The sequence below is a fragment of the Pseudoalteromonas sp. NFXS53 genome, assembly GCF_056629255.1.
This window is the reverse complement of record NZ_JBWVBR010000028.1, coordinates 1-13830: the sequence shown is the minus strand read 5'-3', so window position 1 is coordinate 13830 and position 13830 is coordinate 1. Positions and strand designations below refer to the sequence as shown.

The 13830-nt window shown below is 40.5% G+C and carries 14 protein-coding genes and 1 tRNA gene; 7 read left to right on the top strand and 8 right to left on the bottom strand.

Features of this window, described 5'->3' with window-relative positions; genetic code table 11:
- Positions 1-313: 313 nt before the first annotated feature.
- Entirely contained in the window at positions 314-1270 is a 957-nt protein-coding gene (locus tag AC1HJP_RS20150; RefSeq protein WP_480363292.1) for a methylenetetrahydrofolate reductase, read from the bottom strand.
- 452 nt (positions 1271-1722) lie between these two features.
- Here AC1HJP_RS20150 and AC1HJP_RS20145 point away from each other — a divergent pair, with 452 nt between their 5' ends.
- The gene (locus tag AC1HJP_RS20145) at positions 1723-4602 is read left to right on the top strand and encodes a M16 family metallopeptidase (RefSeq protein ID WP_480363291.1); all 2880 of its coding nucleotides are present in this window, start codon (positions 1723-1725) and stop codon (positions 4600-4602) included.
- Between the two features lie 90 nt (positions 4603-4692).
- Here AC1HJP_RS20145 and AC1HJP_RS20140 read toward each other — a convergent pair whose 3' ends face one another.
- Positions 4693-5010, bottom strand: coding sequence for a YebG family protein (locus AC1HJP_RS20140; RefSeq protein WP_138484059.1), 318 nt, complete (start codon positions 5008-5010; stop codon positions 4693-4695).
- A 217-nt stretch (positions 5011-5227) separates the two neighbouring features.
- Here AC1HJP_RS20140 and AC1HJP_RS20135 point away from each other — a divergent pair, with 217 nt between their 5' ends.
- The gene (locus AC1HJP_RS20135) at positions 5228-5524 is read left to right on the top strand and encodes a ComEA family DNA-binding protein (RefSeq protein WP_480363290.1); all 297 of its coding nucleotides are present in this window, start codon (positions 5228-5230) and stop codon (positions 5522-5524) included.
- 42 nt (positions 5525-5566) lie between these two features.
- Here AC1HJP_RS20135 and AC1HJP_RS20130 read toward each other — a convergent pair whose 3' ends face one another.
- Together AC1HJP_RS20130 and dsbB are read right to left on the bottom strand one after the other, a co-directional pair.
- Positions 5567-5872, bottom strand: coding sequence for a DUF6170 family protein (locus AC1HJP_RS20130; RefSeq protein ID WP_138484063.1), 306 nt, complete (start codon positions 5870-5872; stop codon positions 5567-5569).
- Positions 5873-5879: 7 nt separating this feature from the next.
- Positions 5880-6398: a disulfide bond formation protein DsbB gene (gene dsbB, locus AC1HJP_RS20125; protein ID WP_480363289.1), complete on the bottom strand. Its 519-nt coding sequence runs from the start codon at positions 6396-6398 to the stop codon at positions 5880-5882.
- A gap of 282 nt (positions 6399-6680) precedes the next feature.
- Here dsbB and fadR point away from each other — a divergent pair, with 282 nt between their 5' ends.
- Together fadR and AC1HJP_RS20115 are read left to right on the top strand one after the other, a co-directional pair.
- Positions 6681-7394, top strand: coding sequence for a fatty acid metabolism transcriptional regulator FadR (gene fadR, locus AC1HJP_RS20120; protein WP_480363288.1), 714 nt, complete (start codon positions 6681-6683; stop codon positions 7392-7394).
- 237 nt (positions 7395-7631) lie between these two features.
- A complete protein-coding gene (locus tag AC1HJP_RS20115) occupies positions 7632-8237 on the top strand; it encodes a peroxiredoxin C (protein ID WP_130255311.1) in 606 nt (201 codons plus the stop codon).
- Between the two features lie 212 nt (positions 8238-8449).
- Here AC1HJP_RS20115 and AC1HJP_RS20110 read toward each other — a convergent pair whose 3' ends face one another.
- From AC1HJP_RS20110 to smrB, 3 genes are all read right to left on the bottom strand, one after another.
- Entirely contained in the window at positions 8450-8689 is a 240-nt protein-coding gene (locus AC1HJP_RS20110) for a hypothetical protein (protein ID WP_138484069.1), read from the bottom strand.
- 174 nt (positions 8690-8863) lie between these two features.
- The gene (locus tag AC1HJP_RS20105) at positions 8864-9664 is read right to left on the bottom strand and encodes a response regulator transcription factor (RefSeq protein ID WP_480363287.1); all 801 of its coding nucleotides are present in this window, start codon (positions 9662-9664) and stop codon (positions 8864-8866) included.
- A 94-nt stretch (positions 9665-9758) separates the two neighbouring features.
- Complete coding sequence (gene smrB, locus AC1HJP_RS20100) at positions 9759-10313, bottom strand: endonuclease SmrB (protein ID WP_480363286.1); 555 nt, start codon at positions 10311-10313, stop codon at positions 9759-9761.
- A gap of 89 nt (positions 10314-10402) precedes the next feature.
- Here smrB and prmB point away from each other — a divergent pair, with 89 nt between their 5' ends.
- Entirely contained in the window at positions 10403-11338 is a 936-nt protein-coding gene (gene prmB / locus AC1HJP_RS20095; protein ID WP_480363285.1) for a 50S ribosomal protein L3 N(5)-glutamine methyltransferase, read from the top strand.
- Between the two features lie 50 nt (positions 11339-11388).
- The gene (gene aroC, locus AC1HJP_RS20090; protein ID WP_480363284.1) at positions 11389-12492 is read left to right on the top strand and encodes a chorismate synthase; all 1104 of its coding nucleotides are present in this window, start codon (positions 11389-11391) and stop codon (positions 12490-12492) included.
- 56 nt (positions 12493-12548) lie between these two features.
- Here aroC and folD read toward each other — a convergent pair whose 3' ends face one another.
- Complete coding sequence (gene folD / locus AC1HJP_RS20085; RefSeq protein WP_058030727.1) at positions 12549-13403, bottom strand: bifunctional methylenetetrahydrofolate dehydrogenase/methenyltetrahydrofolate cyclohydrolase FolD; 855 nt, start codon at positions 13401-13403, stop codon at positions 12549-12551.
- A 351-nt stretch (positions 13404-13754) separates the two neighbouring features.
- Between folD and AC1HJP_RS20080 the strand changes: the two genes are divergently transcribed.
- A tRNA-Pro gene (locus tag AC1HJP_RS20080) sits at positions 13755-13828 on the top strand.
- Positions 13829-13830 lie beyond the last annotated feature (2 nt).

Below are 13830 nucleotides of genomic sequence, written 5' to 3'. Positions count from 1 at the left end.
ATCAGCATGAGCCAAATAAAGATACTTGCTGCACCATTGAAAATAAATGGACTGATAACGGCTGAGGAAATTAACAGTAAATAGCCGAGCTGTTTAAATTTTTTAGATATGGGGGTGTTTAAAGCCAATTGGTGTCGATTAGACGCATAGATGAAAGATACTCCAGCGGCTATAAACGTTAAAAAAACGAATAGCACTACTCACTCCATGTAAACTTGATTGTTAAAAGAGGGACAGATTATACACAGACAAGTCGCACTATCAATGGTAATGCGACTGAGAATTGATTTTGTTTAGTTGTTCTTTAGTCTAATTAGGCTATTTGTTTTTCTGCAAGATTAAGTTCCATCGTTGCTTTTAATAAACGATATAAATTAATCGATGCATCAATTTCTTCTTTACGATTGGTTAAGCTTTCAATATTCAAACCCAGCGGTACATTCAGATGTGCACAACTTTGAATGATCAGGTCTAAATTTTCACGACAGATGCGGATTGATTCGCTTAACGGGTTTTGTGAGTCTAGCATGCGCCATTTAGTTGCTTCTGGTACTGAAATACCTAGCCATTCCATAAACTGCAATGTCTTCTCACCGCCACATGGCGTAAAGGTAAGAATAATACGTTTAGGCTCAAGCCCTTGTTGGCGACAGCTACGTGCATAGCTGGTGATTAAATCAATCGTCGCCTGTGCATTGTATACTGCTTGAGAGATAAAGAACTCACACCCTTGTGCTGTTTTTTCTAACAAACGCTCGTGTTCGTTTCGCTTATTCGCATGGCGTTCAGCAATCGTCACACCACCTAAGAAAAAGTCGTCTTGGTGCTCTGCAATCGTTTCGTATGCTTTAGGCAGGCTAAGTTTAACTTCGCCATTTGAAGATGGACTACCAACTAATACAAGATTGTTTAAGCCATGCTTAGTTTTAGTGTTGTTAAGCCACTGATTAAATTCGTTCGCCTCACGTTGTGCCACACTTTTATAGGTGATGACATCAAGTTGTGACAGCTCTTTAACGAGTTGGCTGTATTCACATGGATCTACGGTATGTTTGAATGGGAAAGGGCGCGGAACTTGAGTTCGGCTGCTTTCATCTTGAATGTCGTAAATAACAACACCGTCATATTCAATCTCGTGTAAACGGCCAAGTAGCTTTTGTGCAATGGTTTTGACTTGCGCTTCATCAGTCCCCATCTTTGGCGGAGTAGTACCAATTAAATATACGCCTTGATTAGGGTCCAAAATTTTCTCTTGTAGTGATAAAGCCATGGTCCTCATTCCCATTGGTTGTGCTGATGAGGTAAATATAGCAGCCATTTAGACGTCTAGATAGATTTTTTTCATGAAACTTATTCAAACACTATGAATTTCTCTCATGTTGTTTTTGAGGCTTAAGGGATAATTCAGTAACTCGGATATATTTATTTACATAAATATTGCTTGTAAATGAGCGAGTCACAGTAATTTATTGCATAATTGAAGCGGTTACATATGTGATACCAATCCTCAATAATACTCAATTATTTTGAGAGACTAAAACTGATGATAACCTCGCTGGGAATTTCTAATTTAGAACAACTAAATAGCCAAATTTCCGCCTTGCCTACTGGAAGTAGGTAGCTCGGCGTGAGCGATGTTATCGACAAGTTTTCCTTGCCTCAAAATAGATCGCTTAATTAAGAGGAATGGTATGAAAAATAAAAACTGAATTTGGAAATCACATGAAATTTAAACTTTTGGCAACCAGCCTAGCAGTGACTTTAGCACTGTCAGGTTGTATGAGTAATAATGCACAGACAAGCAATACAGCGAATGCCGCTGTTACATCAGCGTCTGTGGAGAACAAAGTATTTGCACAAGACTATGTACTAGAAGAACTTGAAAATGGTCTACGTGTGATGGTCGTTAAAACGGATTACCCTGATGTTGTATCGCTACAAATTCCGGTATCTGTAGGCTCTCGAAATGAAATCGAAGCAGGTAAAACCGGTTTCGCACACTTCTTTGAACACATGATGTTCAAAGGCTCTGAAAAATTCCCACAAGATGTGTATGCAGATATTCTGAAAAACTCAGGGGTAGACAACCGCGCTTACACGACAAACGACTACACAAACTACCACTTAAATTTTTCTAAAGAACATTTAGACAAAGTACTTGAAATCAAAGCGGACATTTTCCAAAACCTAAAGTACTCAGAAGAGCAGTTTCGTACTGAAGCACTGACAGTTAAAGGCGAGTATTTAAAAAACAACGCCAGTCCAATTCGTAAGTTGTTATCGGCAGTTCGTAAAGAAGCATTTGAAAAACATACTTATAAGCATACGACTATGGGTTTCTTCGAAGATATTGAAGCCATGCCAGATCAAATGGCCTATGGCCAAACTTTCTTCGAGCGTTTTTACAAGCCTGAATATGTCTCACTTGTGATTGTGGGTGATGTTGACCCGCAAGAAACCATGAAGATGGTTAAAAAGCATTGGGGCAATTGGAAAAAAGGTGACTACCAAGCGGATATTCCGGTAGAGCCAAAACAACAAGCGCCAAAATATGTGCATGAACAGTTCGAAGGCATGCCGGGTCACTGGTTACTCGTATCTTACAAAGGCACGGCTTGGCAGCCGACTAAAAAAGATCGCGCAGCACTTGATCTGATCTCACAGCTTTATTTCTCTTCGAATTCAGAGTTATATCAAGAGCTCGTAGTAGACAAACAGCTTGCGAGCCAAATGTTTACTTATAATGCAGAGACAAAAGACCCTGGTTTATTGCATGTCTTTGTTAAAGTTGAAAAAGAAGAAGATTTAGCCGCAGTACGCGATGCAATTGCAAAAACGTACGCTAAAGCACGCACTGAGCTGGTGGATGCTGATAAGTTAGCAGCATTAAAGTCAAACCTTAAATACAGCTTCATCAATGGCCTAGATTCATCACAAGCCATTGCGTCAACGCTTGCAAGCTACATGCATTTTGAGCGTGATCCTGAAGTGATCAATCAGTTATATGCGTCAGCAGATGCCATTACAGCTGAAGATATTCGTGACATTGCAAACAAATACTTTGTTGATAACGGCCGTACGACAGTGACTATGTCGGCACTTGAGACTGTTTCTGGTTTCGATAAAGAAGTGTCTGTGTCAGAACTTGCTAAACAAGCGAGCCAGCCTGTTGAGCGTCATTTCAAGGTATTAGATAAAACCAATAGTTCACCATTGGTGGATGTAAACTTATTATTCTACACCGGTGCAGCAGCTGCTCCGGCAGGCAAAAAGGGTGTAGCGGCATTAACAGCAGCTATGATCGCACGTGGTGGCTCACAAACTAAGAGCTACAAAGAAATTCAAAAAGCACTTTATCCAATTGCAGGTAGCTTTGGCTATCAGTTAGATAAAGAAATGATTTCTTTACGTGGCCGTGTACACAAAGATAACGCTGAGCAGTGGTATGCACTTGTTAGTGATCAATTGTTAAACCCAGGCTTTAGAGAAGATGATTTTAAACGTCTGAAGAAAGAGCTAATTGATGGCATTAAAGCGGGTTTGAAATCTTCAAATGACGAAGAGCTTGGTAAAGAAGTGCTTTATCATAAGCTATATGAAGGTCACCCTTATGAAAGTTATAACTTAGGTGATTTGTCAGATCTTGAAGCGTTAACCCTAGATGACGTGAAAGCATTCTATGCAGCACAATTCACCCAAGCTAAGTTAAACGTGGGTATTACGGGTGATTTAGACAATGATGTAAAAGCGCAAATGTTGAATGACCTAGCAGGCCTTCCGAAAGGGGATGAAGCGCGTTTAAGTATTCCTGATGCGCCTAAACTAGCAGGTCGTCATGCGACGATTGTTGAGAAAAATGCGAAATCTACTGCAGTATCATTTGGTTTCCCTATCGACACAATCCGTAGCTCTAAAGACTGGACTGCACTTTGGCTAGTTCGCTCTTACTTTGGTGAGCACAGAAGCTCAAACAGCTTCTTATATCAACGCATTCGTCAGGTACGTGGTATGAACTATGGTGATTATGCGTATATTGAGTACTTCCCTCGCGGTATGTTCCAAACTAAGCCAGATGCGAACCTAGGCCGTTCTGAGCAAATCTTCCAAGTGTGGTTACGTCCACTTCGTTCGAACAATGATGCACACTTCGCAACGCGCGTTGCTTTGTTTGAATTAGACAAGCTAATTAAAGATGGCATGACTGAAGCGGACTTTAATGCAACACGTAACTTCTTGAGTAACTTTGTGCCTCAGTTAGTAGCCAGTCAAGACCGTCAACTAGGTTATGCGCTTGATAGCGAATTCTACAACACAGAAAGCTTTGTTGAGTACGTTCGTAAACAACTTGCATCACTGACAGTAGAAGATGTGAACCGCGTTATTCGTGAAAACCTGCAAACTGATGATGTGCATTATGTGTTCATCACAGGTGACGGCAAAGACATGCAAAAACGTCTTGCAAAAGAAACGGTTTCACCACTGAAATACAATTCAGATAAGCCTGCAGCACTTATCAATGAAGATAAGCAAATTGAAAGTTATAAGCTGAACATTCCTGCGAAAAACATTGAAGTGTTAGATGTAGAGAAAGTATTTGAGTAATTAAATATTTTCTTTGTCGCAGCCAATATTGTGACAGCGACAAAAAAGCCGCTCATTGAGCGGCTTTTTTATTATCTTGAATAAGTGCTGTTAGGCTTGTTTGATAGGAGTGACATTCTCATCAGCATCGCTATCATTCACATCAGCATCTTTCTTTGACTTTTTTGCAGGTGTACTTGGTTTTGAACCTTTAAGTACATTAATAAAGTCATCTTTTTGTTTCGCCATTTCTAATGCCAATGACTCTACTTGTTGCTCACTCAGCGGCACATCCACTTTACCTAGCATCTCTTCTAAAGACTCAGCAACATCAAGCATTTTGTCGTAAGCATCAGCCTCTTTTTTGCTGGTAAAGGTCATGCGCTCGACTCCATTTCTTTCTACCACATACTTAACAACAACAGCCATGATACACTCCCAATTGCACTGTTTTTTTATACAGTAATCTTTTGAGGTCCATTTTGCAAGCTATTAGGTCAATATTAATACTTTAGTTATGTGGATAGGTATTAAGTTTGACTTTCATGTCATTGTCATCTTTATTTAACATTGCTCGTATGAGTAATTTGGGTAAGGAGTTCTACCTACCATTTATTAAATTTCAAGGATTTTCCAGGAGGGAAATATGATCAAAGCATTACTTTTAGCCACTAGTTTGTTTGTTGCACCAACTGTATTAGCAGAATCTGCACAGCAACAAGCGTCACCAGAAATTCAATCTGAAATTCATCAGACAATTAATATTAATGAAGCTTCTCTCGAAGAGCTTGTAAAATTGCCTGGGATTGGAAAAGGCAAGGCGAGGGCCATTGTTAGTTTCCGCGAGCAAAACGGTCCTTTTGACGACCTGAACTCCTTAATGGCTGTTAAAGGGGTTGGTAAAAGCATCGTCGCGAAGTTAGAAGGGAAGGTAAAGTTTTAAGCTCTCAGATGAAAAGCTAAAAAAGGGCGCAATCGCCCTTTTTTAGTTCTGGTTTTGTTTTTCAAACTCCGCAATGGCGTCACTCAGTTTACTTTTGGTAAATGCAATTTCCAGCGGCGTAGTGAGAAGAGGGTATAAGATACCTGCCAACAACAAAGGAGGCAGTAAATACCAGCCTTCAAAATAAGCCAAAGAAATAAAAAACGGCATTAAGATTGCGAGTTTACAGCAGCCTAATAACACCTTTTCAGGCGCTTCTAAGTGACTCAAAGCAATGGCGATGATTTGTTGCTTATCACGAAGCTTGTAAGGCTTTAACTGCTCAATATTGCGAAGATTAAAATGCATTATAAGTTTACTTTTTTACTAAAGACCAAAGAATAAAAGGTAAAACAACTAAGAAGCTGATCGCATATATTGCGAAAATAACTTCCATCCAGCCTGGCATGCTTAAACCAACAAACTGCCAGTCTATGCTGCCACAATCACCGGTTGCGGCAAAAAAGGCCGGGATCCACTCATGTAATGGCATAAACTCAGGGAAGTTAGGAACAATATCGCAAGTGAACGCAAATGGATCAGTGGTGGTTTGCATATTTAAATGCTCTTTTGCCAACATATAACCCCAAATACTGCTTATGCCCCAAGTTGCAGCGCCAGTAACGCGAATCGCTTTGTTCGCAGGGGCAATTAAACCAATTAAGCCTGCAGCCAATACACCTAACACCGCTGTTCTTTGATAAATACACATAATACAAGGCTCTAAGCCCATGGCGTATTGGAAATATAACGCAGTAACTTCAAGTAAAAAAGCAGTCAGTGCTAAAAGACCCCAAGCCTTTCTTGAAGTGGGGAGTGTGCTTAACCAGTTCATAAAACTCTCTTATTGTTATATTAAATGTGTTTCTTTGACGACTCGCTAGGGCCATAGGTTCAACAATTTGTTAGCCTAAACTACGTTTTAGCGAGAGACTATGTCGGTATTATGCTGACAGCAGTTTGAAGCTGCAACTATTAACGTCAGATACCGATTTTTGCTGAATATTCGCCAAATAAATTAATGCTTAAGGTCTGCTATTTCTTTACTTGTTAGTTGCTAAGCATCTGGTACAATCAGTAGATTAAATTGCAGTTGCCAAGATAAAAGCGGTGTTAGATGAGAATTTTTAAAGCTAAAAGCCCAGCAGGATTTGCTGAGGAATATATTGTTGAATCAATTTGGAATGGTGAATTTCCACCAGGTTCAATTTTACCAGCTGAAAGAGAACTCTCTGAGCTGATTGGCGTAACTCGCACGACGTTACGTGAAGTATTACAGCGCTTAGCGCGTGATGGCTGGTTGACGATTCAACATGGTAAACCAACCCGCGTAAATAACTTCTGGGAAACATCAGGTTTAAATATTCTTGAGACGCTAGCGCGTCTTGATGAAGATAAAATGCCAGAGCTGACTGATCAGCTTTTATCTGCACGTACCAACATCAGCGCAATTTATACGCGTGCGGCAATTAAAGTAAATCCACAGGCTGTTATCGAAACGCTTGAAAAGAGCAAAGACTTAGAAGATAACGCTCAAGCATTTGCAGATTTTGACTATGAAGTTCATCATCAGCTAGCGTTAGCAGGTAACAACCGAATTTATGTTTTGGTGCTTAATGGTTTCAAAGGCCTTTATTCTAAGATTGGTGGTCATTATTTCTCAGACCCACGCACTCGTGCACTGGCAAAACAATTTTATTTAGACCTTATAGCGTTGGCTGAAAAAGGCGACTTCGATGGTTCAATTTCTTTACTAAGAAAATATGGTCATCAAAGTGGTGAAATTTGGCAGCAGATCCGTGGTGATATGCCGTCAGATATCATGGACTAAACTGTATTGATTGAAAAAAGCCCGTAAGGGCTTTTTTTATGCCTGAAATTTTATCCATCAAAAAAATAGATGAGCGCTATCGGTTTATTTGATTTTCAATTTTTTCAGTGTCCCCATAAACTTGTGAAAATTTTTAATTGGGGTTGTTTTTTTATAACTAGCCTCAATAATAAGTGTCAAAGCAAATTGATATTGTCATTTTGCATTGGATATAACCCTAACTAATTGGAGAAAACCATGGGTGTATTAGTAGGCCGCAAGGCACCTGACTTTACAGCAGCAGCAGTATTAGGTAACGGTGAGATCGTTGATGGTTACAACCTTCACGAGCGTATTAAAGGTAAAAAAGCGGTTGTATTCTTTTACCCACTAGACTTCACTTTCGTTTGTCCTTCAGAGCTAATTGCTTTCGACAAGCGTTACGATGAGTTCCAAAAGCGTGGTGTTGAAGTTATCGGTGTTTCTATCGATTCTCAATTCTCACACAACGCATGGCGTAACACACCAGTAAACGAAGGTGGTATTGGTCCAGTTAAATACGACTTAGTTGCTGACGTTAAACACGAAATCTGTCAAGCATACGACGTTGAGCACCCAGAAGCTGGTGTTGCTTTCCGTGGTTCATTCCTAATCGACGCTGAAGGTAATGTACGTCACCAAGTAGTTAACGATCTTCCTCTAGGTCGTAACATCGACGAAATGCTTCGCATGGTTGACGCACTAGCGTTCCACGAAGAGCACGGTGAAGTATGTCCAGCAGGTTGGACTGAAGGTAAATCAGGTATGGACGCAAGCCCAGAAGGTGTTGCTAAGTTCCTAGCTGAGAACGAAGGCGAGCTATAATTTAGCCCTTGAGTTTTTAAAAGCCCGCGGTTGCGGGCTTTTTTGTGCCTGCGAAAAATAGTGAAATGGTGTTCTTTGGGAGTAAAGCTTGCAAGTCATATACTTACCCCCATAAATTTAACTGACCAACGCGTTTGAATAGTTCAACACTTAAATAAACGGCAAACAGGCTGATCACTGGGGTTGCCAAAAGACTCACTAGCGTTAATTCATTAGCCATTGTTTTCTTCCTTGTCGTTTTTAACTGCTTTCTTAGCATGCTTATCAGATTCTGACTTCAATACTTTAGATGCTGTCTCAAGTGTATTTTTCTTAACTTCTTTGATACTTGCGCTAATCGCATTTGAGATCAGATTGCTAATTTCAGCTGTAATCGGGTTTTCATTAGCCTGTACCGAAGAAGCTGTGAATAATACCGTGCTGATTAATGTTGCTTTAACTAGTGAGTTCATGACGTTCTCCTTTGTATGATTAGTTAGTCGCAATAACTATTACAAAGGTTGTGCCAATAGATAAAAATATTTTAAGTGATTGTTATTATTGTATTTTAATTTAATGGATGATTGGTGAAAACAAGATTTGATTATTTTCACCAATATGAAATGGCTAAAAAAACTAAGTTTTAGTTAATCTTGCTCTAAAATTGAGTGCAGTAACTGCTTAACTACTTCAGGTTCAAAAGGTTTGTCGCATAATGCGTTAACACCAGACTGTGCAACGTTTGCAAGATGAGTGTCATTGGCCTCAGATGTCACCATTAAAATTGGAATATGAGAGTGCTCACCTGAGTTACGAATATGCTCAGCTAACTCTTGGCCATTCACATTTGGCATATTAAAGTCAGTGACAATGAGGTCAAACATCTGTTCGTTTAAGAAGTTGATCGCTTGTTCGCCATCTTCAGCTTCAGTAAAACGGCTTGCACCTAAATTAGTTAGCACACGACGAATATGGTTTCTCGCCAGTCGTGAGTCATCAACAATAAGAATACGCAAATCTTGCACATCGTATAGTTCAAGCTCAAGCTCTTGCGGAGAAAGTAAGTCTAAGGTTGCATTGAGCGCGCGACCAAGGTGTACCTTAGTGAAAGGTTTAGGCAAGATCGCCACTACACCAGATTGCTTAAATGCTTCAAGCTGGGCTTTTCGTGTTTCACTTGAGACCAACATAAAAGGGATCGGCTGTTCGGGTTGGATTTCAGCAATATACTGTTGAATATCGAGGGCACTGCCATCACTCAAATGTAGGCTAGAGATAACTAGGTCAGGCTTATGTTTTTCTAGAAAGCTTTTTGCAGAGTCTACTGTATCTGCAAAGTCGATGTTCGTTACGCCTTCTGATTCAAGCTCTTTTGCAATAATTTTTCTTTGTGTTGCTGAGGGCTCAACAAGCAGGATAGCAAGATCTGCACTGAGAAGCTCATTCATGATTAGTACTACTTTCAATTAACCAAAATAAGGACGTTAATGTAACCAATTAACATCCTATTAGCTAGTTTGAAATGACTTTTTAAAGGGTAAATCAGCGTCTGTAGATATCAGATTCTGGAATATCAATTAAAATCAATACCGCACCTTTACCACCATACTCTAGTGGTGCTTGGTGCATTGCTAAAATATCTGGGTGTTGAACCAAATACTGTGGCACTTTATGTTTGAGGATATGTTCACCAATACCATGCACAACACAGGCACAATAATGGTGTTGTTTTTTACAGGCATGGATCAAAGCAGCCAACTCTTCTTTTGCACTGTCTTTGCTTAAGCCGTGCAAATCTAAAATTAACTCCGGCGCAATATCGCCACGTCGTAATTGTTTAGCTAAGAATTTATCAGCGCCTTCACGCACATAATTTACTGTGCCATGGGTGTCGATATCAGGGATATATTCGTCAGAAAAATAAAACTCCGCTTTATGTTGCTTAGTTTGCTCAGCAACAATTTTACCTTTAAACGGGGTGTTATCACGTTTAAATTGCACGGTATCTTGTTTTATCTTTGTGGCACCAGAAATTGACTGACGAAATAGGTCGATGTCGTCGTCTTGCATGCTCATGTGTGATTTATCTTTGTTCATTGGCGCATTCTAAATAAAAAAAGCATAAAAACCTAGCTGAAAAACGGCTACAATGGCAGCAGAATTATTGTCAAATTATTGAGTACCGTATGACAGAGTTACAAATTACAGATGAGTTGGCGCAAGAAGCGTGTTCTGAACTATTCACGATTCAAGACTGGTTACGTTGGACAACGACGCAGTTTGTGAATAATGGGCTGTTTTATGGTCATGGTACCGATAATGCCTGGGATGAAGCAGTCAGCCTTGTTTTACCTGTTTTAAACTTGCCACTAGACACGCCAAAAGAGCTATTAAATGCGCGTTTAACCAGTAGCGAAAAACAGCATTTGATGGGCTATATCTTAGCGCGTGTAAATGACAGAACGCCGGTTCCATATCTGACTAATCAGGCGTGGTTTGGCGGTTTGCCTTTTTATGTGGATGAACGAGTGCTTGTTCCACGTTCGCCATTTGCTGAAATGATCAAAAAGCAATTTGCACCTTGGGTCACAGAGCCTGCAAAAGTAACGCGTATTCTCGATATGTGTACTGGCTCTGCATGTATTGCGATTGCATTGGCAAAAGCGTTTGAACATGCGCAAGTAGATGCCGTTGATATTTCTTTTGATGCACTAGAAGTGGCAGATATCAATATTACTGAGCATATGATGCAAGAGCAGGTGTTTGCGATCCAATCTGATGTTTTCAGTGGTGTACCGGGTCAAAAGTATGACCTAATCGTTGCAAATCCGCCTTATGTTGATGCAGAAGATATGTCTGATTTACCAGAAGAGTTCCACCATGAACCAGAGCTTGGTTTAGCATCTGGTGAAGATGGCCTAGATGTGACTCGTGTTATCTTACAAGAAGCGGCAGAACATCTAACTGATAACGGTTTGTTATTTGTTGAAGTAGGTAACTCTATGGTACATATGGATGCACTATATCCAAACGCGCCATTTACATGGTTAGAGTTTGAACATGGTGGACTAGGCGTGTTTATGATCTCAAAACAACAACTCGTCGAGTACTTTGCTGATTAAATTTTATTGTTAATCAGTTTCTTAAATGTCATTTGGAATGAGGGTGAATAATGGCAGGTAATAGCATTGGCCAACTTTTTAAGGTCAGTACCTTTGGTGAGAGCCATGGGGTCGCATTGGGGGGCGTTGTTGATGGCGTGCCCGCAGGACTAGAATTAACAGAAGCGGATATGCAGTTTGACCTAGACAGACGTAAACCAGGTCAAAGTCGATATACCACGCAAAGACGTGAAGGCGATGAAATTAAAATTTTATCGGGCGTTTTTGAAGGTAAAACGACAGGAACGAGCATTGGTCTGTTAATTGAAAATACCGATCAACGTTCGAAAGACTACAGTAAAATTGCTGAAGTGTTTCGTCCAGGTCATGGTGACTACACATATTGGCATAAATATGGTCACCGTGATTATCGTGGTGGCGGTCGCTCTTCTGCGCGTGAAACTGCAATCCGTGTTGCAGCAGGTGCCATTGCTAAAAAGTACCTAAAGCAATTTCATGGTATTGAAATCAATGCTTGCTTGTCACAGCTGGGTCCTATCAAAGCTGAAAAGTTTGATTGGTCTATGGTAGAAACAAACCCATTCTTTTTTCCTGATGACACTAAATTAGAGTCGCTAGACGAATATATGCGCGATCTGAAAAAACAGGGCGATTCTATTGGTGCGAAAGTGACAGTGGTCGCGAAAAACGTGCCGGTTGGATTAGGTGAGCCTGTTTTTGACCGACTCGATGCTGAAATAGCCCATTCATTAATGAGCATTAATGCGGTTAAAGGCGTTGAGATTGGTGATGGCTTTGATGTAATAGAGCAAAAAGGCTCTGAGCATCGTGATGAGTTAACACCAGAAGGTTTTACCAGCAATCATGCAGGTGGTGTATTAGCTGGTATTTCAACAGGGCAAGACATTGTCGCATCGATTGCATTAAAGCCTACCTCGAGTATCACCATACCGGGACAAAGCATTAACACACAAAATGAGTCAGTAGAGATGATCACTAAAGGTCGTCACGACCCGTGTGTGGGCATTCGTGCGATTCCAATTGCAGAAGCCATGTTAGCCATTACTTTAATGGATCATTTATTAAGACAGCGAGGGCAAAACCCGCATGTCAATCTTGAACACGGACCAATTTCAGCTCAGAAACCTGTATAAGATTTACAGAAACAAAAAACGCCACTATATTAGTGGCGTTTTTTGAGTAACAGTTTTTAGCTGTTGTATTTTTCACAGGCTTCAAGCGTATTTTCGATTAAGCTTGCGACAGTCATAGGGCCAACACCACCTGGAACTGGGGTAATAAAGCTCGCCTTTTCTTCTGCGATGCCGTACTGCACATCACCGACTAGTTTGCCTGACTCTAAACGGTTAATACCTACATCGATCACGATAGCACCTTCTTTAACCCAGTCACCTGGAATAAATTCAGGCTTACCGACTGCGACAACAAGTAAGTCTGCGCGACGAACATGTGCTTCTAGATCTTGAGTGAATTTGTGGCAAACCGTTGTGGTACAACCAGCAAGTAAGAGTTCTAGTGACATTGGACGGCCAACGATATTTGAAGCGCCCACTACAACTGCATGCATACCTTTATATCTTACGCCTGTTGAATCAAGTAAAGTGATGATACCTTTTGGTGTACATGGGCGAAGTGCCGGCATACGTTGCGCTAGGCGACCGACGTTGTAAGGGTGGAAGCCATCTACGTCTTTATGCGGTGTAATACGTTCAAGTACTTTTTCTGCGTCTAATCCTTCAGGCAGAGGTAATTGCACCAGAATGCCATCGACTTCTGGATCATTATTTAGCGTGTCTACTAATTCAAGTAGCTCTGTTTCTGTGGTGTCGCCTGGTAAATCGTAAGATTTAGAGACAAAACCCACTTCTTCACAGGCTTTACGTTTTGAACCTACGTAAACTTGGCTAGCAGGATCTTGGCCTACTAAAACTACTGCAAGACCAGGCGCTCTTAAACCTTGTTCTACTCGCTCAGCAACGCGCTGAGCAACATTAGTACGAACTTGTTTGGCGATCGCCTTTCCATCAATTATGTTTGCCGTCATGATTGACCTTATTGGGGTTATAAACTTGAACGAATCATACAAAGTGTATTTATGGGGTTACTTTGTATCTAGTCACAATCACTCGATTGCAACACTAAGTGCGTATTTTCTCAGAAATGCCTTAATTCGCCAAGGTAAGAATCATCTTTATAGTAATATATACTTTTATACATAAAGTAAAAATTACTGAAAACTGTTTGTTTTTCATCATTTCTTGCTAAATATTCATCATTTTGAAGTAAAAATAGGCAGTTGAAATATTTTCTAAAAAAAATGTTTGACCTCAATCGGTCAAATCACTATTATGCACCCCGTTGTCAACGAGGACTCTCGGAGATAACAAAATGGTATCGGCGATTAGCGCAGTTTGGTAGCGCACTTGGTTTGGGTCCAAGGGGTCGCAGGTTCAAATCCTGCATCGCCGACC

Excerpts from the sequence above, each read along its gene's own strand:
- AC1HJP_RS20150 (WP_480363292.1), bottom strand. The coding sequence starts at position 1,270 with ATGGCTTTATCACTACAAGAGAAAATTTTGGACCCTAATCAAGGCGTA.
- AC1HJP_RS20145 (WP_480363291.1), top strand. The coding sequence starts at position 1,723 with ATGAAATTTAAACTTTTGGCAACCAGCCTAGCAGTGACTTTAGCACTG.
- AC1HJP_RS20140 (WP_138484059.1), bottom strand. The coding sequence starts at position 5,010 with ATGGCTGTTGTTGTTAAGTATGTGGTAGAAAGAAATGGAGTCGAGCGC.
- AC1HJP_RS20135 (WP_480363290.1), top strand. The coding sequence starts at position 5,228 with ATGATCAAAGCATTACTTTTAGCCACTAGTTTGTTTGTTGCACCAACT.
- AC1HJP_RS20130 (WP_138484063.1), bottom strand. The coding sequence starts at position 5,872 with ATGCATTTTAATCTTCGCAATATTGAGCAGTTAAAGCCTTACAAGCTT.
- dsbB (WP_480363289.1), bottom strand. The coding sequence starts at position 6,398 with ATGAACTGGTTAAGCACACTCCCCACTTCAAGAAAGGCTTGGGGTCTT.
- fadR (WP_480363288.1), top strand. The coding sequence starts at position 6,681 with ATGAGAATTTTTAAAGCTAAAAGCCCAGCAGGATTTGCTGAGGAATAT.
- AC1HJP_RS20115 (WP_130255311.1), top strand. The coding sequence starts at position 7,632 with ATGGGTGTATTAGTAGGCCGCAAGGCACCTGACTTTACAGCAGCAGCA.
- AC1HJP_RS20110 (WP_138484069.1), bottom strand. The coding sequence starts at position 8,689 with ATGAACTCACTAGTTAAAGCAACATTAATCAGCACGGTATTATTCACA.
- AC1HJP_RS20105 (WP_480363287.1), bottom strand. The coding sequence starts at position 9,664 with ATGAATGAGCTTCTCAGTGCAGATCTTGCTATCCTGCTTGTTGAGCCC.
- smrB (WP_480363286.1), bottom strand. The coding sequence starts at position 10,313 with ATGAACAAAGATAAATCACACATGAGCATGCAAGACGACGACATCGAC.
- prmB (WP_480363285.1), top strand. The coding sequence starts at position 10,403 with ATGACAGAGTTACAAATTACAGATGAGTTGGCGCAAGAAGCGTGTTCT.
- aroC (WP_480363284.1), top strand. The coding sequence starts at position 11,389 with ATGGCAGGTAATAGCATTGGCCAACTTTTTAAGGTCAGTACCTTTGGT.
- folD (WP_058030727.1), bottom strand. The coding sequence starts at position 13,403 with ATGACGGCAAACATAATTGATGGAAAGGCGATCGCCAAACAAGTTCGT.